The organism is Streptomyces sp. MGP-BFMKR1 (assembly GCF_057766585.1).
The window spans coordinates 6,864,412-6,890,640 of the sequence record NZ_CM173408.1; the positions used below are offsets into that span (position 1 = coordinate 6,864,412).

The 26,229-nt window shown below is 74.0% G+C and carries 24 protein-coding genes; 22 read left to right on the forward strand and 2 right to left on the reverse strand.

Annotated features, from left to right (window positions below):
- Nucleotides 1-250 precede the first annotated feature (250 nt).
- The 15 genes from AC3CHW_RS27520 to AC3CHW_RS27590 all read left to right on the forward strand — a co-directional run bounded on the left by AC3CHW_RS27520 (nucleotide 251) and on the right by AC3CHW_RS27590 (nucleotide 17,286).
- Nucleotides 251-484 carry an HGxxPAAW family protein gene (locus tag AC3CHW_RS27520; protein WP_176161110.1) on the forward strand — a complete coding sequence of 78 codons (234 nt, stop codon included), beginning with the start codon at nucleotides 251-253 and terminating at the stop codon, nucleotides 482-484.
- Between the two features lie 129 nt (nucleotides 485-613).
- On the forward strand, nucleotides 614-1,366 hold the full coding sequence (locus tag AC3CHW_RS27525; protein WP_488468241.1) for a type 1 glutamine amidotransferase: 753 nt from the start codon (nucleotides 614-616) through the stop codon (nucleotides 1,364-1,366).
- Nucleotides 1,367-1,470: 104 nt separating this feature from the next.
- A complete protein-coding gene (locus AC3CHW_RS27530) occupies nucleotides 1,471-1,968 on the forward strand; it encodes a DUF2752 domain-containing protein (protein WP_488468242.1) in 498 nt (165 codons plus the stop codon).
- 161 nt (nucleotides 1,969-2,129) lie between these two features.
- Complete coding sequence (trpC, locus tag AC3CHW_RS27535; RefSeq protein WP_398609780.1) at nucleotides 2,130-2,939, forward strand: indole-3-glycerol phosphate synthase TrpC; 810 nt, start codon at nucleotides 2,130-2,132, stop codon at nucleotides 2,937-2,939.
- 8 nt (nucleotides 2,940-2,947) lie between these two features.
- A complete protein-coding gene (gene trpM, locus AC3CHW_RS27540) occupies nucleotides 2,948-3,115 on the forward strand; it encodes a tryptophan biosynthesis modulator TrpM (RefSeq protein ID WP_359328093.1) in 168 nt (55 codons plus the stop codon).
- Nucleotides 3,116-3,453: 338 nt separating this feature from the next.
- On the forward strand, nucleotides 3,454-4,725 hold the full coding sequence (gene trpB, locus AC3CHW_RS27545) for a tryptophan synthase subunit beta (protein ID WP_398609781.1): 1,272 nt from the start codon (nucleotides 3,454-3,456) through the stop codon (nucleotides 4,723-4,725).
- Complete coding sequence (gene trpA / locus AC3CHW_RS27550; RefSeq protein WP_488468243.1) at nucleotides 4,722-5,537, forward strand: tryptophan synthase subunit alpha; 816 nt, start codon at nucleotides 4,722-4,724, stop codon at nucleotides 5,535-5,537. Before trpB ends, trpA begins: the two co-directional genes overlap by 4 nt.
- Nucleotides 5,538-5,707: 170 nt before the next feature.
- Nucleotides 5,708-5,917: an HTH domain-containing protein gene (locus tag AC3CHW_RS27555; RefSeq protein ID WP_176161103.1), complete on the forward strand. Its 210-nt coding sequence runs from the start codon at nucleotides 5,708-5,710 to the stop codon at nucleotides 5,915-5,917.
- 2 nt (nucleotides 5,918-5,919) lie between these two features.
- The gene (locus AC3CHW_RS27560) at nucleotides 5,920-6,498 is read left to right on the forward strand and encodes a Clp protease N-terminal domain-containing protein (RefSeq protein WP_488468244.1); all 579 of its coding nucleotides are present in this window, start codon (nucleotides 5,920-5,922) and stop codon (nucleotides 6,496-6,498) included.
- 149 nt (nucleotides 6,499-6,647) lie between these two features.
- Nucleotides 6,648-7,436: a DsbA family protein gene (locus tag AC3CHW_RS27565; RefSeq protein WP_488468245.1), complete on the forward strand. Its 789-nt coding sequence runs from the start codon at nucleotides 6,648-6,650 to the stop codon at nucleotides 7,434-7,436.
- A 98-nt stretch (nucleotides 7,437-7,534) separates the two neighbouring features.
- A complete protein-coding gene (gene lgt, locus AC3CHW_RS27570) occupies nucleotides 7,535-8,527 on the forward strand; it encodes a prolipoprotein diacylglyceryl transferase (protein WP_488468246.1) in 993 nt (330 codons plus the stop codon).
- Nucleotides 8,528-8,809: 282 nt separating this feature from the next.
- Nucleotides 8,810-9,541 (forward strand): VIT1/CCC1 transporter family protein, encoded by a 732-nt coding sequence (locus AC3CHW_RS27575; protein ID WP_381164081.1) that lies wholly within the window; start codon nucleotides 8,810-8,812, stop codon nucleotides 9,539-9,541.
- A gap of 313 nt (nucleotides 9,542-9,854) precedes the next feature.
- Nucleotides 9,855-14,477, forward strand: a complete 4,623-nt coding sequence (gltB, locus tag AC3CHW_RS27580; protein ID WP_488468247.1) for a glutamate synthase large subunit — start codon at nucleotides 9,855-9,857, stop codon at nucleotides 14,475-14,477.
- Nucleotides 14,470-15,930, forward strand: coding sequence for a glutamate synthase subunit beta (locus tag AC3CHW_RS27585; protein WP_488468248.1), 1,461 nt, complete (start codon nucleotides 14,470-14,472; stop codon nucleotides 15,928-15,930). Before gltB ends, AC3CHW_RS27585 begins: the two co-directional genes overlap by 8 nt.
- Before the next feature lie 255 nt (nucleotides 15,931-16,185).
- The gene (locus AC3CHW_RS27590; RefSeq protein ID WP_488468249.1) at nucleotides 16,186-17,286 is read left to right on the forward strand and encodes an NsdA family TPR-like regulatory protein; all 1,101 of its coding nucleotides are present in this window, start codon (nucleotides 16,186-16,188) and stop codon (nucleotides 17,284-17,286) included.
- Between the two features lie 39 nt (nucleotides 17,287-17,325).
- Here the strand turns inward: AC3CHW_RS27590 and AC3CHW_RS27595 are convergent, their stop codons facing one another.
- Nucleotides 17,326-17,919, reverse strand: coding sequence for a MarR family winged helix-turn-helix transcriptional regulator (locus AC3CHW_RS27595; protein WP_488468250.1), 594 nt, complete (start codon nucleotides 17,917-17,919; stop codon nucleotides 17,326-17,328).
- An 83-nt stretch (nucleotides 17,920-18,002) separates the two neighbouring features.
- Between AC3CHW_RS27595 and AC3CHW_RS27600 the strand changes: the two genes are divergently transcribed.
- From AC3CHW_RS27600 to AC3CHW_RS27625, 6 genes are all read left to right on the forward strand, one after another.
- Nucleotides 18,003-18,743: an SDR family NAD(P)-dependent oxidoreductase gene (locus tag AC3CHW_RS27600; protein ID WP_488468251.1), complete on the forward strand. Its 741-nt coding sequence runs from the start codon at nucleotides 18,003-18,005 to the stop codon at nucleotides 18,741-18,743.
- 166 nt (nucleotides 18,744-18,909) lie between these two features.
- The gene (locus AC3CHW_RS27605; RefSeq protein ID WP_398609791.1) at nucleotides 18,910-19,311 is read left to right on the forward strand and encodes a GntR family transcriptional regulator; all 402 of its coding nucleotides are present in this window, start codon (nucleotides 18,910-18,912) and stop codon (nucleotides 19,309-19,311) included.
- A 70-nt stretch (nucleotides 19,312-19,381) separates the two neighbouring features.
- Nucleotides 19,382-20,311, forward strand: a complete 930-nt coding sequence (locus AC3CHW_RS27610; protein ID WP_488468252.1) for an ABC transporter ATP-binding protein — start codon at nucleotides 19,382-19,384, stop codon at nucleotides 20,309-20,311.
- Nucleotides 20,308-21,300 (forward strand): hypothetical protein, encoded by a 993-nt coding sequence (locus tag AC3CHW_RS27615; protein WP_488468253.1) that lies wholly within the window; start codon nucleotides 20,308-20,310, stop codon nucleotides 21,298-21,300. Before AC3CHW_RS27610 ends, AC3CHW_RS27615 begins: the two co-directional genes overlap by 4 nt.
- 47 nt (nucleotides 21,301-21,347) lie before the next feature.
- Nucleotides 21,348-22,928 (forward strand): glycosyltransferase family 39 protein, encoded by a 1,581-nt coding sequence (locus tag AC3CHW_RS27620; protein ID WP_488468254.1) that lies wholly within the window; start codon nucleotides 21,348-21,350, stop codon nucleotides 22,926-22,928.
- Nucleotides 22,929-23,195: 267 nt separating this feature from the next.
- Nucleotides 23,196-23,921, forward strand: coding sequence for an alpha/beta fold hydrolase (locus AC3CHW_RS27625; protein WP_488468255.1), 726 nt, complete (start codon nucleotides 23,196-23,198; stop codon nucleotides 23,919-23,921).
- Between the two features lie 79 nt (nucleotides 23,922-24,000).
- Here the strand turns inward: AC3CHW_RS27625 and AC3CHW_RS27630 are convergent, their stop codons facing one another.
- Nucleotides 24,001-24,909 (reverse strand): hypothetical protein, encoded by a 909-nt coding sequence (locus AC3CHW_RS27630; RefSeq protein WP_488468256.1) that lies wholly within the window; start codon nucleotides 24,907-24,909, stop codon nucleotides 24,001-24,003.
- Nucleotides 24,910-25,221: 312 nt separating this feature from the next.
- Here AC3CHW_RS27630 and AC3CHW_RS27635 point away from each other — a divergent pair, with 312 nt between their 5' ends.
- The gene (locus AC3CHW_RS27635; RefSeq protein ID WP_488468257.1) at nucleotides 25,222-26,031 is read left to right on the forward strand and encodes a S1 family peptidase; all 810 of its coding nucleotides are present in this window, start codon (nucleotides 25,222-25,224) and stop codon (nucleotides 26,029-26,031) included.
- Nucleotides 26,032-26,229 lie beyond the last annotated feature (198 nt).

Genomic DNA, 26,229 nt, shown 5'->3' on the forward strand with positions numbered 1-26,229 from the left:
GCCGCGCCGGTCGCCGGCGACCCTGCGTAGCCCTGGCCGCCGCCAGGGTGAGCGGGGCCGCGGGCCCCGGCCCGTACGTCGGCCTCCCACTCGGCCCACCCCAGGCTGATCTCGCGGCAACGCGTCAGCGACAATGGACGCACGAGCCCCATGCCCCGATCCCGGGGGCATCTCCCCGTCAACCCCGCTCAGGCGGCCTCTGGTCGCCCGGCGCGGTCGGGGGGAGCGACACAACGAACGAGGAGAACTCATGGCGGGTACCAGTCACGGACACACCCCGGCCGCCTGGACCGGCGTCACCATCGCCTTCATCGGCTTCTGCATCTCCGGTGCGTTCACCGTGATGGCCAAGCCGGTGGGCTTCTGGGCGGGGCTCGGTGTGGTCGTGCTCGGCGGCATCGTGGGCATGGGCATGTCGGCCGCCGGCATGGGACAGCCGAAGCGGAAGCAGCCGCACGTGGTGCAGCACGGCTCGCAGTCGTAACCGGTACCGCACCCGAGCGCGCCGCGCGCGCCGGCGTGCGGCCCACGGGCCCGGGGCGCCGCCCCGGGCCCGACCCGTTCCCCACGCGCCTGCGCTCAGCGCTCCCAGCGCCTTCCAGGAGACCCCGTCATGCCCGCGCGCACCGTCCTGATCCTCCAGCACGTCGAGGTCGAGAAGCCCGGCCTGATCCTCGACGCCCTGCGCGGGAGCGATCTCGACGTGGACGTACGGAACCTGGTCGAGACGCCCGGCGCCGCGGCGGACGACCTGCCCCCGGTGGCGGAGCTGGCCGGGCTCGTCGTCATGGGCGGCCCCATGAACGCCGACGACCTGGCGGGCCACCCGGCGCTGAAGCTGGAGCGGGACCTGCTGGCGGACGCGCTGCGCGCCGGCGTGCCGACGCTGGGCGTGTGCCTGGGCGCCCAGCTCCTCGCCCGCGCCCAGGGCATCCCCGTACGGACCGGCGCCGAACTCGGCCGGGAGAGCGAGATCGGCTGGGCTCCGCTGCGCGACGTGGACCGCGCGGACCCGGTCGTCGGCCCGCTGGCGGAGGCGCCCGCGGTGCTGCACTGGCACGGCGACCGCATCGTGCCGGGCCCGAAGACCCGCGTCCTGGCCAGCACCGACGGCACCCCGTGTCAGGCGTTCCGGGCCGGCCCGGCCGCCTGGGGCCTCCAGTTCCACCTGGAGGTCACCCCCGAACTGCTCGACGACTGGCTCGCCGAGCCCTCCTTCGCCGTCGAGGCGGCGGGCGCCCTCGGCCCGGACGCCCTGGACCGGCTGCGCCGCGACGCCCGCGCCACGGCGCCGACCCTGCGCCCGCTGGCCGACCGGAGCCTGGCCCACCTGCGCGGCCTGTTCGAGGCCCGCGCCGCCGGCTGACCCCGACGGGGCGCCCCTCCCGCGGAGGGCTGGCACCCCTCCGTTCGGCCGCGGCCGGCGCCGACGGGGCTGCGCGCGGGCCCGCCCGGGCACAGACTCGAACCGTGTCCGAGCAGCTCCGCCCCGTCAGCCACCGCGGCCTCCGTGATGCGCCGCCGCGCCGCCTGCTGGCCCCGCTCGCCGTGCTGGCGGGCGTGGTGACCGCCTTCGCGGGGGTGGCCACGGTCGACCCGTACGAGCCGGGGCACTACCCCGCCTGCCCGATGCTCCAGTACACCGGCCTGCTCTGCCCGGGCTGCGGCGGGCTGCGCAGCGCCCACTCCGTCGCCCACGGCGACCTCGCGGCGGCGCTCGGCGCCAACGCGCTCGCGGTGGCCGGATACGTCGCCTTCGCCACCGTGTGGACCTGTTGGTTCGTCCGCCGCGCGGCCCGGCCCCGGTCGGTCGGGCCGGGGCGCGGTGCGCCAGGCGCGCCCGGAGGGTTCCGGGGCGGGCCCGCGCGCCCCCGTGGGCGGCGGTACCTGGGGTGGGCGGTGGGGCTCCTGGTGCTCGCGTTCACCCTCGTCCGCAACCTGCCATTCGGGACGTCGCTGGCCCCCTGACCGCCCGTCCCGAGCCCGTCGGAGCGTCCGGATGGTGGCGCTGTCGTCAACCGGATGCGCGACCTCCCTCGCTCGGCAGATACCATCGCCCATGTCTGGTGATGCGATCGTCCGCCGCACCGGCGCCGACCACCAAGCTCCATCGGAAGGGGGCCGCTCGCGTGAGTGTGCTCGATGAGATCATCGAAGGAGTCCGTGCCGACCTCGCCGAACGGCAGGCGCGAGTCAGCCTCGACGAGCTCAAGGAGCGCGCCGCGAAGGCACCGCAGGCCAAGGACGGCGTGGCCGCGCTCAAGGGCGACAGCGTCAAGGTGATCTGCGAGGTCAAGCGCTCCAGCCCCTCCAAGGGCGCGCTCGCCGCCATCGCTGACCCGGCCGGCCTCGCCGCCGACTACGAGGCGGGCGGCGCGGCGCTGATCAGCGTGCTGACCGAGCAGCGGCGCTTCGGCGGCTCGCTGGCCGACCTGGAGGCCGTGCGGGCCCGGGTGGACATCCCCGTGCTGCGCAAGGACTTCATCGTCACCTCGTACCAGTTGTGGGAGGCGCGGGCGTACGGCGCCGACGTCGTCCTGCTGATCGTCGCCGCCCTCGACCAGGAGGCGCTGGTCTCGCTGATCGAGCGCGCCCAGTCGATCGGGCTCACCCCGCTCGTGGAGGTGCACGACGAGGACGAGACCGAGCGGGCCGTGGCCGCCGGCGCGAAGATCATCGGGGTCAACGCGCGCGACCTGAAGACGCTGGAGGTGGACCGGGGCAACTTCGCCCGGATCGCCCCCGAGATCCCCTCGCACATCGTGAAGATCGCCGAGTCGGGCGTGCGCGGGCCGCACGACCTGATCGCCTACGCGAACGACGGCGCGGACGCCGTGCTCGTCGGCGAGTCGCTGGTCACCGGCCGCGACCCGAAGACCGCCGTGGCCGACCTGGTGGCCGCGGGCGCCCACCCCGCGCTGCGGCACGGCCGGAGCTGATCCCCGCCGTGTCCGCCGCCCCCGCCGAGCCCGACCGCCGCGCGTTGCCTCCCTGGCACCGCGGCTGCCGGGCGCCCGCGCGCCGGGTGCGGGGCCGCCGGGTGCGCTACCACATCGGCAGCGAGCCGGGCCAGATCAACGGCCGTCGATGGCCGGGGGCGCGCACCGGCCGCTGAGCCGCACCGCGCCCCGCCACCGCACGCACACGCCACCCACGCCCCGCCCTCCGGCGGCCACCGGCCCCGGACGGCGCGCCCGTGGGCCGTGCCGCGCGCTGGCGCGACCGGTCGGCGTGGCGCCGGCGGGCCGTACGCCCCGGCGCGCTCTGCCGCGTGCCACGGCACCGGCGTGCGACCCCTGCGACCCTTCGTGTCCCACTCCCTCCCGCCCCGCCGCCCGGCGAGCGGCGCGCCGCCCTCCCGCGAACTCGCGGCGTGGGCGGGCCGCCCCGCGTGCCGTGCCGGCCGTTGCGTGACATCCACGGGGTGCCAGCCCCGTTCGAGGAGCACACCGAATGACTTCCGAGTTCTTCATCCCCGACCCCGAGGGTCAGATCCCGAGCGCCGACGGCTACTTCGGCGCGTACGGCGGCACGTTCATCCCCGAGGCGCTGGTCGCCGCGGTGGACGAGGTCGCCGCCGAGTACGAGAAGGCCAAGGGCGACCCCGCGTTCGCCGCCGAGCTGGGCGAGCTGATGGTCAACTACACGGGGCGGCCCAGCGCCCTGACCGAGGTGCCCCGCTTCGCCGAGCACGCGGGTGGGGCGCGGATCTTCCTCAAGCGGGAGGACCTCAACCACACCGGCTCGCACAAGATCAACAACGTGCTGGGGCAGGCGCTGCTCACCCGGCGCATGGGCAAGACCCGGGTCATCGCCGAGACCGGCGCCGGCCAGCACGGCGTGGCCACCGCCACCGCGTGCGCCCTCTTCGGCCTCGAGTGCACCATCTACATGGGCGAGGTCGACACCGAGCGCCAGGCGCTGAACGTGGCCCGGATGCGGATGCTCGGCGCCGACGTCGTCGCCGTGAAGTCCGGCAGCCGCACCCTCAAGGACGCCATCAACGAGGCGTTCCGCGACTGGGTGGCCAACGTGGACCGCACCCACTACCTGTTCGGCACCGTCGCCGGGCCGCACCCCTTCCCGGCGCTGGTCCGCGACTTCCACCGGGTCATCGGCGTCGAGGCCCGGCGTCAGCTCCTGGAGCGCGCCGGACGGCTGCCGGACGCCGCCGTGGCCTGCGTCGGCGGCGGCTCGAACGCGATCGGCCTCTTCCACGCGTTCCTCCCGGACGAGGGCGTGCGCCTGGTGGGCGTGGAGCCCGCGGGGCACGGCATCGACAGCGGCGAGCACGCCGCCACGCTGAGCGTCGGCGACCCCGGCATCCTGCACGGCTCCCGCTCCTACGTCCTCCAGGACGACGACGGGCAGATCACCGAGCCGTACTCGATCTCCGCCGGGCTCGACTACCCGGGCGTCGGGCCCGAGCACGCCTACCTCAAGGACGCGGGGCGGGCCGAGTACCGCTCCGCCACCGACGACGCGGCGATGCAGGCGCTGCGGCTGCTGTCGCAGACCGAGGGCATCATCCCCGCCATCGAGAGCGCCCACGCGCTGGCCGGCGCGCTGGATCTGGGCCGCGAACTCGGCCCCGAGGGACTGCTGTTGGTCAACCTCTCCGGGCGCGGCGACAAGGACATGGACACCGCGGCCCGCTACTTCGGGCTGTACGACGAGCAGGCCGGCCAGCGGTCCGACGCGGCCACGCACGAGGGGGACAAGTGAGCGGCAACATCACTCTGCTGAGCGACGTGCTCGCGCGGGCCAAGGCCGAGAACCGGGCCGCGCTGGTCGGCTACCTGCCGGCCGGCTTCCCCACCGTGGACGACGGCGTGCGCGCCATCTCCGCGATGGTCGAGGGCGGCTGCGACCTGGTGGAGGTGGGCCTGCCGCACAGCGATCCGGTCCTGGACGGCCCGGTCATCCAGACCGCCGACGACATCGCGCTGCGCGCCGGCGTCAGAATCGTCGACGTGGTCCGCACGGTCCGCGAGGTGCACGCGGCCACCGGCGCGCCGGTGCTGTGCATGACGTACTGGAACCCGGTGGACCGCTACGGCGTCGAGCGGTTCGCCGCCGAGCTCGCCGAGGCGGGCGGCGCCGGCTGCATCCTGCCCGACCTGCCGGTGCAGGAGTCCGGAGTGTGGCGGGAGGCGGCCGAGCGGCACGGCCTGGCCACCGTCTTCGTCGTCGCGCCCAGCAGCCGGGACGAGCGCCTGGCCAAGATCACGGCGGCCGGCAGCGGCTTCGTGTACGCGGCCTCGCTCATGGGCGTCACCGGAACCCGCGAGTCGGTCGGCCGCGAGGCGCAGGAGCTGGTGGAGCGCACCCGGGCCAGCACGGAGCTGCCGGTGTGCGTGGGCCTCGGCGTCTCCAACGCGGAACAGGCCGCCGAGGTGGCCCAGTTCGCGGACGGCGTGATCGTCGGGTCGGCGTTCGTCAAGGAGCTGCTCCAGGCGCCCGACGTCGAGACGGGCCTGGCCGGCGTGCGCGCGCTCGCGGCCGACCTGGCCAAGGGCGTGCGCCAGCGCGCCTGACGCCACCGGCGCACGGCCGATCCCACCCCGCACCCCGGGCAGCCCCGCTGCCCGGGGTGCGGTCGTTCCGGCGCGGGTGGGGCGGGGCCCGGTCGCGGCCCGGCGGTGTGGTGCGCGCCGCCGTGTCAACCGTGGTTGACACGCGCCGAGTGTCAACGTAGGTTGACGTCATGACTGAGGCAACCGATCTCGCCCAGCAGGCGGGCGACCGTGACCCGCGGGTCGGGCTGCGCGCGGTGGCCGCGCTGCGACGGCTGGTGGAGCAGTTGGAGGCCGTCCAGGTGCGCGGCGCCCGGGCCCGGGGTTGGTCGTGGCAGGAGATCGCCAACGAACTCGGGGTCAGCCGGCAGGCCGTGCACAAGAAACACGGGAGGCATTGACGATGTTCGAGAAGTTCAGCCAGGATGCCCGCGCCGCAGTGGAGGGCGCGGTCGGCCACGCGGAACGCGCCGACGCGCGCACCATCACCGAGGAGCACCTGCTGCTCGCCCTGCTCGACCTCCTCGACCCGGGCGAGGCCCCCGGCGCCCGCGCCCTGCTCGCGCTCGGCGTCGACCGGCGGCGTACGGAGCTGACCACGGCGCTGCGCGAGGCCCGGCGGGTGGGTGGGCTCTCGCGCGCCGACATCGCGGCCCTGGCCCGACTCGGCATCGACGTCGGCGAGGTCGTCGCCCGGGTCGAGGAGGCGCACGGGCCCGACGCGCTGGCCACCGAGCGCGGCCCGCGACGGTGGTGGCCACGCGGGCACCGACCGTTCTCGCGCGAGGCCAGGTCCGTGCTCGTACGCGCGCTGCGCGTCGCCCAGGGCCGCGGCGACCGCGCGATCGGCGACGAGCACCTGCTGCTCGGGCTCGCCTCGGGGCCCGGCGTGGTGGCGGACGTGATGGCCGAGCACGGGGCGTCGTGGGCCGACATCGAGCGCGCGCTCGCCGTGCCGTGGCCGGGACGCGCGGCGAGCTGACCCGGCCGCGCCACGGCGGGGTTGGGGCCCCCACCGTGGGGCCGATCCCGCCGTGGCCCACGCCGTGAGAATCGCCCGCCCATCGCTCGATCGGGCGAATACCGGGCCCCGGAGCGCAGCCCCGCCCGGTCGTCTCGTTGTGCACGGGCGTGAGTCACAACCGTAAGGACAAGCGCAGCGCTCGCGAGCGGCTGCAGGAACAGCGCGCGAAGGACGAGGCGCGACAGAAGCGGAAGCGCACCTACATCGCGGCCGGGATCATCGTCGTGGTGCTCGGCGCGGTGGGCGGCATCGGCGCCCTGATCGCCAGCCAGAGCGACGACGACGAAGCGGACGCGCGGGGGCCGGTGGTCGACCCCAAGGGCGCCACGGGCGAGAAGCGGGTGGCCATCCCGGCCGGCGCGGCCGACGCGCCCGCGACCCTCACCGTGTTCGAGGACTTCCGCTGCCCCGGCTGCGCCGGCTTCGAGAACGGCTTCCGCAAGACGATCACCGAACTGCGCGAGGCGGGCCAGCTCAGGATCGAGTACCACCTGGTCCGGCTGATCGACGGGAACCTGGGCGGCAGCGGCTCGCTGCGCGCGGCCAACGCCGCCGCCTGCGCCCAGGACGCCGGGAAGTTCTCCGCGTACCACGACCTGCTCTACCAGAACCAGCCACGCGAGCAGGACGACGCGTTCGCCGACCGGGGCTACCTGATCGAGCTGGCGGGGAAGGTGTCGGGCCTCGACACCCCGGCCTTCCGGGCCTGCGTGAACAAGGGGACCCACGACAGTTGGGTGCAGAAGGTGGACAAGGCGTTCGAGAAGTCGGGCCACGGGGCCACGCCGACGGTCCTGCTCAACGGTGAGAACGTCTACGGGGACCAGGACGACCCGCTGACCCCGGAGAAGCTGAAGAAGGAGGTGGCGGAGGCGGCCAGGGAGAAGGGCCGCTGACCGACGTCGGACCGGGCCCCGCCCGTGGCCCGTTATGCAGCCGTTGTGCCGGGTGGGTTGCCGCGCTTCCCGCCCGGCAGGGTAGCGTCACCCCTGTCATGGACCTCGCTTACATCCCCAGCCCCTCATCCGGCGTGATCGACCTCGGGCCGATCCCGCTGCGCGGCTACGCGTTCTGCATCATCATCGGCGTCTTCGTCGCCGTCTGGTACGGCGGGCGGCGCTGGGTCGCCCGCGGTGGCCAGGTCGGCACGGTGGCCGACATCGCCGTCTGGGCCGTGCCCTTCGGCCTGGTCGGCGGCCGGCTGTACCACGTCATCACCGACTACCAGTTGTACTTCGGTGAGGGCGAGGACTGGGTCGACGCCTTCAAGATCTGGCAGGGCGGCCTCGGCATCTGGGGCGCCATCGCGCTCGGCGCGCTCGGCGCGTGGATCGGCTGTCGCCGCCGGGGCATCCCGATGCCGGCGTACGCGGACGCGCTCGCCCCGGGCATCGCCTTCGCCCAGGCGATCGGCCGCTGGGGCAACTGGTTCAACCAGGAACTCTTCGGCAAGGCGACCGACCTGCCGTGGGCGCTGAAGATCGACGCGGACACCGACACCGGCACCGTGGCGGGCACCTACCACCCGACGTTCCTGTACGAGTCGCTGTGGTGCGTGGGCGTGGCGCTGCTGGTGATCTGGGCGGACCGGCGCTTCACCCTCGGCCACGGCCGGGCCTTCGCGCTGTACGTCGCGGCGTACACGGTGGGCCGGTTCTGGATCGAGTACCTGCGCGTGGACGACGCGCACGAGGTGCTCGGCCTGCGGCTGAACAACTGGACCTCGATCGTCGTCTTCCTGGCTGCGGTGGCCTACATGGTGCTCTCGGCGCGGCACAGCCCGGGCCGCGAGGCGGTGGTCGAGCCGGCCGCGGTCGGCGACGGCGGCGGCGCGTCGGACGGCGAGCCCGCCGCCGCGAAGGCGGCACCGGTCGGGGCGTCCCCGGTCAGCACGGTGAAGGAGCCGCGGGGCGCGCGGGCGACGCCGGCCGACGAGGACGGGGCGACCGGCGGGGCCGGGGACGCCGCGCCGTCGAAGAAGGGCTGAGCCCCGGGCGGGAGCGCCCGCGGCGAGCGACACGGAGGCCGTCGGACCGAGGGGTCCGGCGGCCTCGCGCGTGTGCCGTGCCCCGCGCCGGGCTCTTCGCGCCGGACTTTCCGCGACGGACTCCCCGCGTCGCTCACCCCGCGTGACGGGGTGCGCATCCGCGCAGGTCAGCGAGGTAAGTTCGGCCTTCCTTGCTGGCGGCGACGGGGAATTCGAGCGTACCTTCGAGGCGTTGGCGGCGGTTGAGTCCTCCGTCGCCGTGTGAAGGGAGAGCTCTACCCCATGTCCGTCATCGCCGCCGCGGAACCGCCCCACGTCGCCCACCGTGACAACCACACCCACCGCGACGTCAACGGCGGCTGGCTGCGGCCAGCGGTCTTCGGCGCCATGGACGGCCTCGTCTCGAACCTGGCCCTGATGACCGGCGTCGCGGGCGGCGCCGTCACCCAGCAGACGATCGTGATCACCGGCCTGGCCGGGCTCGCGGCCGGCGCGTTCTCGATGGCCGCGGGGGAGTACACGTCGGTGGCCTCGCAGCGCGAACTCGTGCTGGCCGAGTTGGAGGTCGAGCGCCGCGAGCTGCGCAAGCACCCGGGCGACGAGATGTTGGAGCTGGCGGCCCTGTACGAGTCGCGCGGGGTCGAGCCGGCGCTCGCCCGCGAGGTGGCCAGACAGCTCTCGGCGGACCCGGAGCGGGCGCTTGAGGTGCACGCCCGCGAGGAGCTGGGCGTGGACCCGGACGACCTGCCCTCGCCGCTGACGGCGGCGCTCTCCTCGTTCGGCGCCTTCGCGCTGGGCGCCCTGCTGCCCGTCCTGCCGTACCTGCTCGGCGCCTCGTCCCTGTGGCCCGCCGTCCTGCTGGCGCTGGTCGGTCTGTTCGGGTGCGGCGCCGTCGTGGCGCGGGTGACGGCCCGGACGTGGTGGTTCAGTGGCCTGCGGCAACTGGTGCTCGGCGGGGCCGCGGCCGGCGTGACGTACGCCCTCGGCGCCCTGTTCGGGACGGCCGTCGGGTGATCTCGAGGGCGGCCTCTGCTGGTGAATCATGCAGGCTTGCGCATAATATGCGGATTACCGCGCGGTTTCGGTTCGCTCGCGAACGGGCATACAGCCCGAGCGTCGCGGGCAACGTCGCTCGCTCCGCGAACCCAGCGGGCGCGCCCCGTTCAGCCCCTCGCCCCGCTCCACCGCGCTCTTGCGGTGTCCGCATGCTGGAATGAAGTATCCGCTTCTTGGGCAGCGGGCCATCATGTAGCCTGCACCAAATTCACAGAGGGCCAACGTCGTCCCTCGGTATCAGCACTTGCCACCGACGACGACGGGAGAGCCGATGCGTTCCGCGCACCCCCGGCCCGTGCCTTCCGTGACCGGCAGCGGCGCCACCGCCGCCTGGTCACCGCTGCAGGGGCGCCCCGCCCGCCAGGGCCTGTACGACCCCCGTAACGAGCACGACGCCTGTGGCGTCGGCTTCGTCGCAACCCTCACCGGCGAGCCCAGCCACGAGCTAGTCGAACAAGCCCTCACCGTCCTGCGCAACCTGGAGCACCGCGGCGCCACCGGCTCCGACCCGGACTCGGGCGACGGCGCCGGCATCCTGCTCCAGGTGCCGGACGCCTTCCTGCGCGAGAGCGTCGCCTTCCCGCTGCCCGAGCCCGGCGCGTACGCCGTCGGCATCGCCTTCCTGCCCGGCGACGGCCCCGAGGCCGCGGCGGCCGTCGCCCGGACCGAGGCCATCGCCGCCGAGGAGGGGCTCGCCGTCCTCGGCTGGCGGGTCGTGCCCGTCGCCCCCGAACTGCTCGGCAGCACCGCCCGGGCCACCATGCCCGCGTTCTCACAACTCTTCGTCGCCGACGCCGAGGGCTCCCTGAGCGGCATCGAGCTGGACCGCAAGGCGTTCGTGCTGCGCAAGCGCGCCGAGCGGGAGGCCGGGGTCTACTTCCCCTCCCTGTCCGCGCGCACCCTGGTCTACAAGGGCATGCTCACCACCGGGCAGTTGGAGCCGTTCTTCCCCGACCTGTCCGACCGCAGGTTCGCCACCGCCATCGCGCTGGTGCACTCGCGCTTCTCCACCAACACCTTCCCGTCCTGGCCGCTGGCGCACCCGTACCGGTTCGTCGCGCACAACGGTGAGATCAACACCGTGCAGGGCAACCGGAACTGGATGCGGGCGCGCGAGTCGCAGTTGGCCAGCGAGCTGCTGGCCGGCGACGGCCGCTCGATCGACCGCCTCTTCCCCGTCTGCACCCCCGGCGCCTCCGACTCCGCCTCCTTCGACGAGGTCCTCGAACTGCTGCACCTGGGCGGGCGGTCGCTGCCGCACAGCGTGCTGATGATGATCCCCGAGGCGTGGGAGAACAGCGCCTCGATGGACGCTCAGCGGCGCGCGTTCTACCAGTACCACTCCACGATGATGGAGCCCTGGGACGGCCCGGCCTGCGTGACCTTCACCGACGGCACCCAGGTCGGCGCCGTCCTGGACCGCAACGGGCTGCGCCCGGGCCGCTACTGGGTCACCGACGAGGGCCTGGTCGTGCTCTCCTCCGAGGTCGGCGTCCTGGAGATCGACCCGGCCCGCGTCGTACGCAAGGGCCGGCTCCAGCCCGGCAGGATGTTTCTGGTCGACACCGCCGAGCACCGCATCGTCGAGGACGACGAGATCAAGAGCGCGCTCGCCGCCGAAGCGCCCTACCAGGAGTGGCTGGAGGCCGGCGAGATCGAGCTGGAGGACCTGCCCGAGCGCGAGCACATCGTGCACACCCACGCCTCGGTCACCCGCCGCCAGCAGACCTTCGGCTACACCGAGGAGGAGCTGCGGGTCATCCTCGCGCCGATGGCGGCCAACGGCGCGGAGCCGATCGGCTCGATGGGCACCGACTCGCCCATCGCCGCCCTCTCCGACCGGCCCCGCCTCCTCTTCGACTACTTCACCCAGCTCTTCGCGCAGGTCACCAACCCGCCGCTGGACGCCATCCGCGAGGAGCTGGTCACCTCGCTGATCTCCTCGCTCGGCCCGCAGGGCAACCTCCTTGAGCCGACCGCGGCCTCCTGCCGCAGCGTCACCCTGCCCTTCCCGGTGATCGACAACGACGAGCTGGCCAAGCTCATCCACATCAACGCCGACGGCGACCGGGACGGGCTCGGCGCCGCCACCCTCTCCGGCCTGTACCGGGTCGGCGGCGGGGGACCGGCACTGGCCGCGCGGATCGCCGAGATCTGCGCCGAGGCCGACTCGGCCATCGCCGACGGCGCCCGCCTCATCGTCCTCTCGGACCGGCACTCCGACGCCGAGCACGCCCCCATCCCCTCGCTGCTGCTCACCTCGGCCGTCCACCACCACCTCATCCGCACCAAGCAGCGCACCCAGGTGGGGCTGCTCGTGGAGGCCGGCGACGTGCGCGAGGTGCACCACGTCGCGCTGCTCATCGGCTACGGCGCCGCGGCCGTCAACCCGTACCTGGCCATGGAGTCCGTCGAGGACCTGGTGCGCGCGGGAACCTTCCTGTCCGACGTCGAGCCCGAGGCGGCGATCCGCAACCTCATCAAGGCGCTCGGCAAGGGCGTGCTCAAGGTGATGTCCAAGATGGGCATCTCCACCGTCGCCTCCTACCGCGGCGCGCAGGTCTTCGAGGCCGTCGGCCTGGACCAGGCGTTCGTGGACGCGTACTTCCACGGCACCGCCACCAAGATCGGTGGCGCGGGCCTGGACGTGGTGGCCACCGAGGTCGCGGCCCGGCACGCCAAGGCGTACCCGGCCAGCGGCGTGCCCTCCGCGCACCGCGCCCTGGACATCGGCGGCGAGTACCAGTGGCGCCGCGAGGGCGAGCCGCACCTGTTCGACCCGGACACCGTCTTCCGGCTCCAGCACTCCACCCGCGCCCGCCGGTACGACATCTTCAAGCAGTACACGGAGCGGGTGAACGAGCAGTCCGAGCGGCTGATGACGCTGCGCGGCCTGTTCGGCCTCAGGTCCGAGCGGCCGTCGATCCCGCTGGAGGAGGTCGAGCCCGTCTCCGAGATCGTCAAGCGGTTCTCGACCGGCGCCATGTCGTACGGCTCCATCTCGCGCGAGGCGCACGAGACGCTGGCCATCGCCATGAACCAGCTCGGGGGCAAGTCCAACACCGGCGAGGGCGGCGAGGACCCGGAGCGGCTGTACGACCCGCAGCGGCGCTCGGCCATCAAGCAGGTGGCCTCCGGCCGGTTCGGTGTCACCAGCGAGTACCTGGTCAACTCCGACGACATCCAGATCAAGATGGCCCAGGGCGCCAAGCCCGGCGAGGGCGGCCAACTGCCGGGCCACAAGGTCTACCCGTGGGTGGCCAAGACCCGGCACTCCACGCCCGGCGTCGGCCTCATCTCGCCGCCGCCGCACCACGACATCTACTCCATCGAGGACCTCGCCCAGCTCATCCACGACCTGAAGAACGCCAACCCACGGGCCCGCATCCACGTCAAGCTGGTCAGCGAGGTCGGCGTCGGCACGGTCGCGGCGGGCGTCTCCAAGGCGCACGCGGACGTCGTGCTGATCTCCGGCCACGACGGCGGCACCGGCGCCTCGCCGCTGACCTCGCTCAAGCACGCCGGCGGCCCCTGGGAGCTGGGCCTGGCCGAGACGCAGCAGACGCTGCTGCTCAACGGGTTGCGCGACCGCATCGTCGTGCAGACCGACGGCCAGCTCAAGACCGGCCGTGACGTGGTCATCGCGGCGCTGCTCGGCGCCGAGGAGTTCGGGTTCGCGACCGCGCCGCTGGTGGTCTCGGGCTGCGTCATGATGCGCGTGTGCCACCTGGACACCTGCCCGGTCGGCATCGCCACCCAGAACCCGGTGCTGCGCGAGCGGTTCACCGGCAAGGCCGAGTACATCGTCAACTTCTTCCACTTCATCGCCGAGGAGGTCCGCGAGCTCCTGGCCGAGCTGGGCTTCCGCACCCTGGAGGAGGCCGTCGGGCACGCCGAACTCCTGGACACCTCGCGGGCCGTGGAGCACTGGAAGGCCAGCGGCCTGGACCTGGCGCCGCTGCTGCACGTCCCGGACCTGCCGGCCGGCGCCGTCCGGCACCAGATCGCCGAGCAGGACCACGGCCTGGCGAAGGCGCTGGACAACGAGCTGATCAAGCTGGCGGCCGACGCGCTGGCCGCGCCGAACGCCACCGCCGCGCAGCCGGTGCGCGCCCAGGTCGCCATCCGCAACATCAACCGGACCGTGGGCACCATGCTCGGCCACGAGGTGACGAAGAAGTTCGGCGGCGCGGGCCTGCCCGACGACACCATCGACATCACCTTCACCGGCTCGGCCGGCCAGTCCTTCGGCGCCTTCGTGCCGCGCGGCATCACGCTGCGCCTGGAGGGCGACGCCAACGACTACGTCGGCAAGGGCCTGTCCGGCGGCCGGATCGTCGTCCGCCCCGACCGCGGGGCCGACCACCTGGCCGAGTACTCCACCATCGCGGGCAACACCCTCGCGTACGGGGCCACCGGCGGCGAGATGTTCCTGCGCGGCCGGGTCGGCGAGCGGTTCTGCGTGCGCAACTCGGGCGCGACCGTCGTCTCCGAGGGCGTGGGCGACCACGGCTGCGAGTACATGACCGGCGGCCGGGCCGTGGTGCTCGGCGAGACCGGGCGCAACTTCGCCGCCGGCATGTCCGGTGGCGTCGCGTACGTCATCGACCTCGACCCGGCCCAGGTCAACCGCGAGCTGGCCGCGGCCGTCGAGCCGCTGGACGAGGCCGACACGCGGTGGCTGCACGACGTGGTGCGCCGCCACCAGGAGGAGACCGGCTCCACCGTGGCCGCGGCCCTCCTCGCCGACTGGGAAGCCGCGGCACGCCGCTTCAGCAAGGTCTTCCCGCCCACCTACAAGGCCGTGCTCGCCGCCAAGGACGCCGCCGAGCGAGCCGGGCTCTCTGAGTCCGAGACCACCGAGAAGATGATGGAGGCGGCGACGCATGGCTGACCCCAAGGGCTTTCTGACCACGGACCGCGAGGTCGCCGCGACCCGCCCCGTCGGCGAGCGCGTCAGGGACTGGAACGAGGTCTACGTCCCCGGCTCGCTGCTGCCGATCATCAGCAAGCAGGCGGGCCGCTGCATGGACTGCGGCATCCCGTTCTGCCACAACGGCTGCCCGCTCGGGAACCTCATCCCCGAGTGGAACGACTACGCCTACCGCGAGGACTGGAGCGAGGCCAGCGAGCGGCTGCACGCGACGAACAACTTCCCGGAGTTCACCGGGCGGCTGTGCCCGGCGCCGTGCGAGGCCGCCTGCGTGCTCGGCATCAACCAGGCGCCGGTGACCATCAAGAACGTCGAGGTCACCATCATCGACAAGGCGTGGGAGTCGGGCGACGTGACCCCGCAGCCGCCCGAGCGGCTGTCCGGCAAGACCGTCGCCGTCATCGGCTCGGGCCCGGCCGGCCTCGCCGCCGCTCAGCAGCTCACCCGCGCCGGCCACACCGTCGCCGTCTTCGAGCGGGCCGACCGCATCGGCGGGCTGCTGCGCTACGGCATCCCCGAGTTCAAGATGGAGAAGCGGCACATCAACCGCCGCATCGAGCAGATGCGCGCGGAGGGCACCAAGTTCCGTACCGAGGTGGAGATCGGCCGCGACATCGACGCCGCCGACCTGCGCCGGCGCTACGACGCGGTGGTCATCGCCGCGGGCGCCACCGTCTCCCGCGACCTGCCGGTGCCCGGCCGCGAGCTGAACGGCATCCATGCCGCGATGGAGTACCTGCCGCTGGCCAACAAGGTGCAGGAGGGCGACTTCGTGGCGCCGCCCATCACCGCCGAGGGCAAGCACGTGGTCGTCATCGGCGGCGGCGACACCGGCGCCGACTGCGTGGGCACCGCCCACCGCCAGGGCGCGGCCTCCGTCACCCAGCTCGAGATCATGCCCCGGCCGAGCGAGGAGCGCCCGGGCCACCAGCCCTGGCCCACCTTCCCGATGCTCTACAAGGTCACCTCGGCCCACGAGGAGGGCGGCGAGCGGGTCTACTCCGTCTCCACCACCCACTTCGAGGGCGACGCGGACGGGAACGTGAAGTTCCTGCACCTGGTCGAGGTCGAGTTCAAGGACGGCAGGTTCGAGCAGAAGCCGGGCACCGAGCGCAGGATCCCGGCCGAGCTGGTCACCCTCGCGATGGGCTTCACCGGCATCGACCAGAGCAACGGTCTGGTCGAGCAGTTTGGCCTGGACCTGGATGGACGGGGTAACGTCGCCCGGGACGCGAACTTCGCCACCAACGTGGACGGGGTCTACGTCGCCGGTGACGCGGGCCGAGGCCAGTCGCTCATCGTCTGGGCCATCGCCGAGGGCCGCTCGGCGGCCCGCGCGGTGGACGCCTACCTGACCGGCGCCAGCGCCCTGCCCGCACCGATCCGCCCCACGGACCGGGCCCTGACCGTCTGACCCACGGCCCGCCCGGCCCCCGCACTACCGGCCTGTGCCGGAGGTGTCCCGTACAGCGCCGTGCGGAACACGCGGCGCCTGCCCGTCCCCGACCGGATGGCAGGCGCCGCTTTTTCGTCTCCCCAACGCGGCGGGCACGGCCCGCGCCCGCCGCGTCCTCGCGCGGGGTGACCGGGCGGCCACGGGTGACGGTACGGTGGTCGCGGCATCGTGCCGTGCCCGAACATCGCTTGCGGGGCGGGGAGTTGAGGACGGGTGGCCGAACGGGTTCCGCACACGCGCCGAGACACGGTGGGCCAGCTCACCGACCTCGGGACCGAGGACATGAACCCCGCCCGGCGCCGGCTCCTCGCCGCCAGCCTGTACTCCGCCACGCTCGCCGTGCCGGCGTTCGCCGGTCCCGCCCGGGCCGAGGGGAGCGGGGGGCGGGCGCGCTCCGCCGGGCGGATCGGGCCGGGCGAGGTGGCCACGGTGCGCACGATGACGGACCGGATCGCGGACGTCCTGGACGAGCTGGGCGGCGGTCACGCCCGCCCGATGGCGGCGGCCTTCCTGGTCAACACGGTGGCGCCGTACCTGCGGGCCCAGGCCAGCGAACCGGTCCGCGCGGACATGCTGTCCGCCGCCTCCGACCTCACCTACCTGATCGGCTGGATGGCGATGTACGAACGCCGGCAGGGCCTCGGCCAGCGGTACTACGTCACGGCCCTGGACCTGGCCCGGGAGGCCGGCGACCACCTCACCTACTGCCGCACGCTGCGCGGCATGAGCCTCCAGGCGTCCCACCTCGGCCACGGGCGGCGGGCCCGGGACCTGGCGGACGCGGCGGCCGAGGCGGCGCCGCCGGCCGGACCGCGCCTCGTCGCGTTCCTGCGCGGCCAGCAGGCACACGCCGCCGCCATGGTCGGCGACCGGCGGCGGGCGCGGGCCCGGCTGCGGGAGGCGGAGTCGGCGCTGTCCAGGGCGGACGCGCGGCGCGACGCGGTGGGTGGCTACGACCGGGCCGCGTACGAGTTCCACGTGGCCCACGTCCTCGCCGAGGGCGGCGACCTGCCGGGCTCCGTCGCCGCGCTCCAGGCGTCCCTGCGGGCCCAGCCGGAGCGGCAGCGGCAGGGCAGGCTGCACGCGCACGCCGTGCTCGCCAAGCGGCAGTTCGCCCTGGGGCACCTCGACGCCGGCTGCGCCACCTGGTCGGCGTTCCTCGACGACTACCGGACGCTGTCCACGGCGCGCGGCGACGAGCACTTCGCCACCCTGCGCGGCCATCTGCGCGCCCACGCGCGGGTGCGCGCGGTGCGCCAGTTGGCGGGCCGGGCCCGCGAGGTCGCGGCGCTCAAGGGGTCGACGGTGCGCTGACCCGGCCCCCGGCCGTTCGCCGCGGGCTCCGCGTCTCCGTCACTCCTGCCCCACGTGCGTGATCCGGTCGTCGCCGAGCCGCCGCTGCACATCGCTGAGCAGCAGGCGTAGCAGTTCCGTCAGCTTCCGCTGTTGCGCGCCGGTCAGGCCCGTCAGCAGGTCGGCCTCCCGGGTCAGGACCTGGTCCACCGTGGACTCGACCAGCGCGTGGCCGGCCTCGGTCAAAGTGACCTGGACGGTGCGGGGGCGGCCGGCGCCGGGGGCGCGGGTGACCAGGCCCTCGCGCTCGGCCCGGGCCACCCGCTGGGAGACGGCGCCGGCCGTGACCAGGGAACGTCGGCCGAGTTCGCGGGTGCTCAGGGTGTACGGCGGGCCCTGCCGGCGCAGCACGCTCAGCAGGTCCAGCGTCGCGGCGTCGATCCCGGCCCGGGCCAGGACCCGCCGGCGGTCGTCGCCGAGCAGCTTCGCCAGCCGCCAGATCGGGGTGACGATCCCGATCGAGGAGACCGGGGTGCCGGGTCGCTCGCGCTCCCAGGCGGCGGCGATGGCGGCGACCGGGTCGGCGGGGGCCGCCTGCGGCGCGGGCTCCGTGGGGTGGGCGGAACGGTCCGGTGGCTGGTCGGCCGCGGTCATGGTTGTCCTCCGGCGTCGATTGCGTTTAGATCTAAACGTAGGTCTGTGTTTAGAGCTTAACGAAAGCTTGTGGAGGTCACTCTATGCCCCGCACCATCCTGGTCACCGGCGCCGGCACGGGCATCGGCCGGGCCGTCGCCCGGCACTTCGCCGCCGCGGGTGACGCCGTCTTCCTCACCGGCCGTCGGCGCGACCCGCTGGCCGCCACCGCCGACGCGATCGGCGGCACGCCACTGGTGTGCGACCACACCGACCCGGCCCAACTCGCCGCGCTGCTCGACGCGTTGCCGGACCGCGTCGACGTGCTGGTCAACAACGCGGGCGGGAACACCGACTTCGGTGCCGACGGGGAGCCGCGCGGCGCCGACCCCGCCGCCGCACTGCGCGCCTTCGCCGCCCGCTTCCGGGCCAACCTCGACGCCAACCTGGTCAGCGCCGCGCTGACCACCCACGCCGTCTCCGACCGGCTGGCCGGCGGCGGAGCCGTGGTGCACATCGGCTCCATCGCGGCCGACCAGGGCGCCGGTTCGTACGGCGCCGCCAAGGCCGGCCTGGCCGCCTGGAACCTCGACCTCGCGGCGGAGCTGGGCGCCCGGGACATCACGGCCAACGTCGTCTCGCCCGGCTACGTCGCCGAGACCGAGTTCTTCGGCGACGTGCTGACCGCCGAGCGCCGGGCCCAGCTCGTGGCCGCCACCGCCGTGGGCCGCGCCGGGGTGCCGGACGACGTGGCGGGCGCGGTGGCGTACCTGTGCTCGCCGGCCGCCCGGCACGTCACGGGCCAGGTCCTGAACGTCAACGGCGGGGCGCGGATGACGCGTTGAGGCCGCCCCGCGCGGGGACGCCCGACCGGTAGGACGCCGGTCAGCCGACGGCGCGTGACGCCCGCCCCACCCGGGGTCGGCGTCGCGCGCCGTCGGCGTTTCTTGACAGCGTGCCGTTCGCACTTCACCATCAATCCACTAACTGATTAGTGAAAGGGTGGTGCGGGTGATCGAGTACCGCATCGACCGGCGTGCCGGCGTCGCCACGTATCTGCAGATCGTCCAGCAGACGAAGCAGGCGCTGCGCCTTGGTCTGTTGCAGCCGGGGGACCGGCTGCCCACGGCCAAGGAGGTCGTCGCGGCCACCGCGATCAACCCGAACACCGTCCTCAAGGCGTACCGCGAGCTGGAGCGCGAGGGCCTGGTCGAACCCCGACCGGGCCTCGGAACCTTCGTGCGGCGCTCCCTCGCTCGGCCCGAGTCCGCCGCCGGGTCGCCGTTGCGCGCGGAGCTGGCGGCGTGGGTGGACCGGGCGCGCGAGGCCGGGCTCGACCGGGAGGACGTGGCGGCGCTGTTCGCCTCGGTCCTCGACGAACGCCTCGGCGATGTGCCGCCGACGGCGAACTGACCAGGGGAACGAAGATGACGAGTGGGGGGAACGGGTGACCGGCGAGTACGCGGGGGACCCGGGGGCGGCCATGACGGCGCGCGGACTGGGCAAGAGGTACCGACGGAACTGGGCACTCAGTGAGGTCACGCTGCGGCTGCCCGCCGGGCGGATCTGTGCCGTGATCGGCCCGAACGGCTCGGGCAAGAGCACGCTGCTGGCTATGGCCGCCGGGCTGTTGACGCCGACGACCGGCACACTGCGGCTGTTCGGCGCGGCGCCCTCGGCGCCCGTCACCCGGCGACGGGTGGCGTACGTGGCGCAGGACAAGCCGCTGTTTCCCCGGCTGACCGTCGCGGAGACGCTGCGGCTCGGCCGCGAGCTCAACCCCGGCTGGGACCAGGCTGTCGCGGAGCGGATCCTCCGGGACGTCGACATACCGACCGGGGTGCGGATATCGACCCTCTCCGGCGGCCAGCGCACCTGCGTCGCGCTGGCCCTCGCGCTCGGCAAGCGCGCCGACCTGTTGCTGCTGGACGAGCCGATGGCCGACCAGGACCCGCTGCGGCGCAGCCGCATGATGGGCGCCCTGATGGCCGAGGCCGCCGAGCACGGCACCACCGTGGTGATCGCCACGCACGTGCTCGCCGAGTTGGACGGCGTCAGCGACCACCTCTGGCTCTTCGGCGCGGGTCGACTCCGGCTCGCGGGCGACACGGAGGCCATCCAGTCCGCGCACACCCTGGTGACCGGGGCCCGCCGGGACAGCGAACGGGCCGGAGACCGGGCGGGCAGCCCCGGGCTGCCGCCCGAACTCGCCGCCCACACGGTGGTCGAGGCCCGCGCCACCGGCCGCCAACTCACCGCGCTGGTACGGCCGGGCGGCACCGAGCTGGAGGGCGAGTGGATCACCCGCGAGCCCTCCGTCGAGGAGATCCTGCTCGGCTACCTCCGCAACCCCACCGCACCGCCGCTGCTGCTCGACGGCGGCCCCACCGATGTCTCGGAGGTCGCCGCGTGAAGGGCCTGACCTGGGTGGTCTGGCGGCAGCACCGGGCCACGGCCTGGACGGTGCTGGCACTGACCGCGGTGGCCGCCGCCTGCTTCGGCTACTGGTTCCACGACCAGTGGGCCTTCCAGCACGACCACGGCATCGCGGGTTGCGACATCCTGCTCCCCACCTGCCAGGGCGTGCCGACGTCCGAGTGGGAGGCCGTGCCGCACCACGTCACCGCCAAGTTCGAGAACGCCTACCGCGACACGTTGGTCAACGCGGGCCAGGCGCTCCGCTACGTCCCGCTGCTGGTCGCCGCGTTCATCGGCGCCCCGCTGTTCGCACGGGACTTCGAGACCGGGGCGTACCGGGTGGCCCTCGCCCAGTCGATCAGCCCGCGCCGCTGGCTCGCCGCGAAGCTCGCCCACGCCGTCACGCTCACGCTGCTCGCCACCACGGTCCTGACCGCGTTGTACGGATGGTGGTGGCACTCGACCTGGCGCGACTTCGGTTCCCTCGTGTGGAACACGCCCGTTCCCATGCTGACCGCGGGACCGGCCGCGGTGGCGGTCGCGGTCCTGGCGGCCGTGCTCGGCGCGACCATCGGCTTGCTCGTGCGTCGGACGGTGCCCGCCATGGCCATCTCCCTCGCCGTGTGCGGCGGACTGATCTACCGCGCACGGGAGATGGACTTCCTGCACCATCTGCTGTCCCCCATCTCGGCTCGGACGGCCCTCGGCTCCGACTCCGACTCCGACGTGCCCCGCTACTCGCGCCATGACGGCTGGTGGTACGAGACGTCCTCGGGCGAGAGGCTGGACCTCGGTGTCTGTCCGGGCGTGGACGCGGAGTTGACGCGCTGCTTGAACCGGCATGACGTGGTCGCCGTGCTCACGGAGTACCACCCCGCGAGTGCCTACTGGCCCATCCAGTGGATCGTGGCCGGCATCTGCCTCACCGTCGCCGCCGCCCTCGTCGCCGGCTGCCTTTGGTGGGGCGGTCGCCGGACGGCCTGACCGTCGACGCCCCGTGGCCCCCTTCGACAACGGAGTTCCGCCGACCCATGGCCCTGACCCCGCCGCGCGCCCGCGCCGCTGACACCGCCACTCCGACGAACACAGCGGCCGAGCCCGCCACGCCGGCCGACGAACCGCGCGCCGCCGCCACCCCGACCGCCCGCCCCGCCGGCGCCTTCGCCAGGCGGCTGCGGACACGACTGCCGCGCCGGGCCGGCCCGTACGCGCTCGTCCTCCTCCCGGCCGTGCTCACGCTCGCCACCGGGTTATGGGGGCTCGAACGCGAGCACAGCATGTGGCGCGACGAGTCCACCACGTACCAGGTGGCGCACCGCGACCTCGGCGCGATGCTGCGGACGCTCGGCACCGTCGACGTCGTGCACGGCCTCTACTACCTGCTCATGTACGCCGTGTTCGCCTGCTGGGACGGCGGCCTCTGGGCGCTGCGGCTGCCGTCGGTCCTCGCGATGGCCGGCGCCGCCGCCGGCGTGGCCCTCATCGGCCGCCGACTGGCCGGCCCCGGCGCCGGGTTGGCGGCCGGGCTGGTCTTCGCGCTGCTGCCGCCGGTGCAGCGGTACGCGCAGGAGGGCCGCTCCTACGCGCTGGTCTGCGCCTGCGTCGTGTGGGGCACGTACCTGCTGCTGCGGGCGGTCGCCGGGCGCACCCGGCGGGCGTGGTGGGGGTACGCGGCGACGATGGCGCTGGCCTGTCTGCTGCACGAGTTCGCGGTACTCGCGCTCCTCGCGCACGGCCTCACGCTGCGCTGCGCGCGGGTGCGCGGCGACGCGTTCTGGTCCTGGGCGCGGGCCGCGGCGGGCGCCGCCGTGCCGCTCGCGCCGCTGGTCGTGGTCAGCCAGCAGCAGGCGCAGCAGGTCGCGTGGATCTCCGGGCCGGGCGTCGGGCAGGTCGCCGCCTTCCTCGGGCTCGCGCTCGCCGCCGGCGCGCTGGCCCGGACGGTCGGGGAACGGCGCGGGCGGATCGGGCTGCCGGCGCTGGCGCTGCCGTTGTTCGTCGTGCCCACGGCGCTGCTGATGGCCGCCTCCGCCCTGCACCCGATCTACGTCGACCGGTACGTGCTCTACGGCTGGCTCGGGTTCGCCCTGCTGCTCGGCGCCGCGCTCGACCGGGCGCTGCGCGCCGCCCGGGCCCGTGGCCCGGCCACCGTCGGCGTGCTGTGCGGCGTGGTCGCCGCGCTGCTCGTCGCGCAGGTGCCGTACGCGCTGACGCTGCGCACGCCGGACAGCCGGCTCGACGACACCGTGGCCGCCGCCCGCGCCGTCGGCGAACTGTCCGAGCCCGGGGACGGGTTGTTGTTCCTGCCGTTCCACCGCCGCGAGCCGCTGATGTCCGCCCCGGGCGAGTTCCACGGGCTGCGTGACCTGGCGCTGGCCCAGGACGCGTCCTCCTCGGGCACGCTGTGGGGCACGGAGTTGCCACCGGCGGTCATCCGGGCGCGCATGCTGCGCGCGCACCGCGTCACCGTCATCACCGACCCGCGCCCGTCCGCCCGCCCCAGTCCGCAGGAGGCGGTCGAACGCGCCGTGCTGCGCGACCACTTCACGGTCTGCGAGCGGCGCCCGGTGCGGGGCATGCGCGTCGTGCGCTACGCCCGACCGGGCACCTGCTGAAACCCGGCGGACCGGGGCGGCGACGGCGCAGGCCACGCCGTGTCCCGGATGGTAGACAGTCGCGGCGGGGGGCCTGTCGCGTGACGGTAGGTTGAAGCGGCTACGGTTCCGCGGACGACCGCCGGCCGCGCTGGTCCCCGTCGCGCCAGGCCATCGGCCCGGCGCGGCGGGGTGGCGCGGCCCGGGGGCGACGCATCCGGAGCGGACGAGACCGACGGGGGTGTGGGATGCGACATCACCGTGCGTACGGACGGGAGAGGCACCATCATGCGGCTGCACACGCGGGAGTGGGGCGCGGGGGATCGGATCGCGCTGCTCATCCACGGGATCATGTCGGACCACCGCACCTGGCGGCGGGTCGGCCCGGCGCTGGCCGAGAACGGGTACCGGGTCATCGCGGTCGACCTGCGCGGGCACGGGGCGAGTGAGCGCGCCGCCGAGTACAGCATTCCGCTGTTCGCCGCCGACCTGGAGGAGAACCTGCCGGTCGGCGCCGACCTGGCCATCGGGCACTCGCTCGGCGGCCTCTCGCTCTCCTTCGCGGTGGAGCACCTGCGTCCCAAGCGGGCCGTCTACAGCGACCCGGCCTGGGCCCTGGAGACCGGCGAGCGGCCCACCAACCCGGAGACGCTGCGGGCGCTGCGCAAGGCCACCCGCAGCATGATCGCCAACTTCAACCCGCACTGGGACGAGGGCGACGTGGACGCGGAGGTCGCCGGCATCGCGGCCTGGGACCCGGCGACGGCGGACGCGGTGGGCGGCGAGTACGCCATCGACTACATACCCGAGCGGCCCGTCGTGCCCTCCCTGGTACAGGCCGCCGACCCGAGCCACGTCGTCTCCGAGGCGCACAAGGAACAACTCCGCGCGGCCGGCTTCACCGTGCACACGGTCAAGAACACGGGCCACTCGATCCACCGCGACGACCTGGACGGCTTCATGCGTTCCGTCCTCGGCTGGGTGCGCGGCGAGGAGCCGGTCGGGCTCGTGTGAGCCGGCTCCCGCCACGGGCGGCCGGTCGCGGGCGCCTGCCGCGACCGGCCGCTCGGCGCGGCGCGGGCCGCGCCGAGCGCTACGTGTCGCACTCCAGGACCGTCCCGCACAGCCCGCACCGGGCGCGCAACCTGCCCCGGACCGGCACCCGGATGCGCTGGTGGCACACCGGGCAGGGGAAGCGCACCTGGAGCGGGGCCCGCCCCTCGAAGGCGTAGCCGGCGCCCGGCTCGACGCTGGGGGGCGCGCCCCCCGCGCGCAAGTGTTCCTGCGCGTGCCGCCGGTCCTTGGCGTACCGGCGGCGGCTGGCCCAACCGCTGCCGGCCAAGGGGGGTTGCCGCTCGTCGCGGCGCGCCCGCGCCAGGCCGTCGGCGTACGCGTCGTACCCCTGCGGGCTGGTGAACCACGGCGCGATGTCCTCGCCGAACACCTGGCCCCGCTTGGCGAGTACGTAGCCGAACTCCTCGGGCGTGAGGTAGCCGAGCTTCTGCCGGGAGACCGAACTCTCCCGGTAGGCGTCGAGCAGCAGCCAGCCCGCGCCGAGGTAGGCGGCGGCGGTGTCGGTGAGGATCTCGTTGTCCCGGGTGCCGGGGAAGGAGAGGTCGAGCCGGTGCAGGTAGACGTGCATCACCTCGTGCGCGAGGGCGGCCCCGATGTCGCGCCGGTGGGTCTTGAACCGGGCGTTCAGCTCGATGAAGTACTCGGGGCCCGCGGTCAGTTCGACGTTCCCCGCGTGCTCCATGTCCCGGAAGCTGATGATCATGCGTGCGTCGGGCAGGCGCAGGTGGCGCACCATGACGCGGGCGATGCGCTGCACGCCGAGGTAGAGGTCGTCGTCGTCCGGGAAGGCGACGTCGGCGGGGGGCACGCTCAGCGCGAAGCCGCGCACGGTGTCCTGGGACAGGCGCCGGTAGAGGGCGGTGATGGCCGCGCGCACCGTCTCCACGTGCGGATATCCGTGCTGGATTTCGCTGCCCGTCGTCGCCACGTCCCACCCCCGCGCCGTCAACCCCGCTGACCTGGCTCAACCTTACGGATGGCGCCGGGTGACGTCAGCGCGTCGGACCGGGCCGCGCGGATCGCGCCCTCAACTGGCCGGTAGGAAGCCCTTGTCACGCGGATCACTCTCTACACATAATCACAGGGCGCTTTGCGGGCTCACCCCACGGGGTCCGGACGCTTTACGGCTCAACGCCTGGTCTGCACCAAGTTTCTTTGGTGGATCACGGGCGAGGGGCGCCGGATTTCTTGTGTGGACGGGTCCGCCAAACGCGGTCAACCCCCCACGAAAGGAACCCCGTTGTCCCTCCTCAAGAACGTGAAGAGAGGCGCCGCGTTCGGCGCCGTCGCCCTCGCCGCCTTCAGCCTCACCCCCGGCACCGCCTTCGCGCAGGCCACCTCGGACGCCTCCGAGGGCCCGCGCACCCGGATCGTCGGCGGTACCCCGGCCGAACAGGGTGAGTTCCCCTTCATGGTCCGGCTGTCGATGGGCTGTGGCGGCGCCCTGTACGCCCAGGACATCGTGCTGACCGCCGCGCACTGCGTGGACGGCAGCGGCCCGAACACCGACATCGGTGTCACCGGTGGCGTCGTGGACCTGGACGACCCGGCCGCGCAGAAGGCCACGTCCACCGAGGTCCTCCAGGCCCCCGGCTACGACGGCACGGGCAAGGACTGGGCCCTGATCAAGCTGGACAAGCCGATCGACCAGCCGACGCTGAAGATCGCCGACACGGACGCGTACGACAACGGCGAGTTCGACATAGCCGGTTGGGGCGCCGACCGCGAGGGCGGCAGCCAGCAGCAGAAGCTGCTCAAGGCCAAGGTGCCCTTCGTCGACGACGCCACCTGCAAGGCCGCGGGCGGCTCGTACAGCGGCCTGGTCGACGCCGAGGAGATCTGCGCCGGCATCGAGGCGGGCGGCGTCGACAGTTGCCAGGGCGACTCCGGTGGCCCGATGTTCCGCAAGGACGACGCGGGCGAGTTCGTCCAGGTCGGCATCGTGAGCTGGGGCGAGGGCTGCGCGCGCGCCGGCAAGCCCGGTGTCTACACGCAGGTGAGCCACTTCGCCCAGGACATCAAGAGCGCTGCCGACCAGCTCGGTAGCTGATCCCGGCCGCCACCGGACCCGCCGACGCGCGGGCCCGGTGGCGGTGTCGCGGGTGTGAGCGCTCGTACGGGGCGGCGTCGGTGTCGCCCCGTACGGCGTGCCCGCCCTGGCGCTGTCGGGTGCCCGCCGTGCGGTGCGGGGCGCCCGTCCGCTGCCCGTTTCATTCCGCGTGCGCGCACCGGGCGGACGCGGAATTCC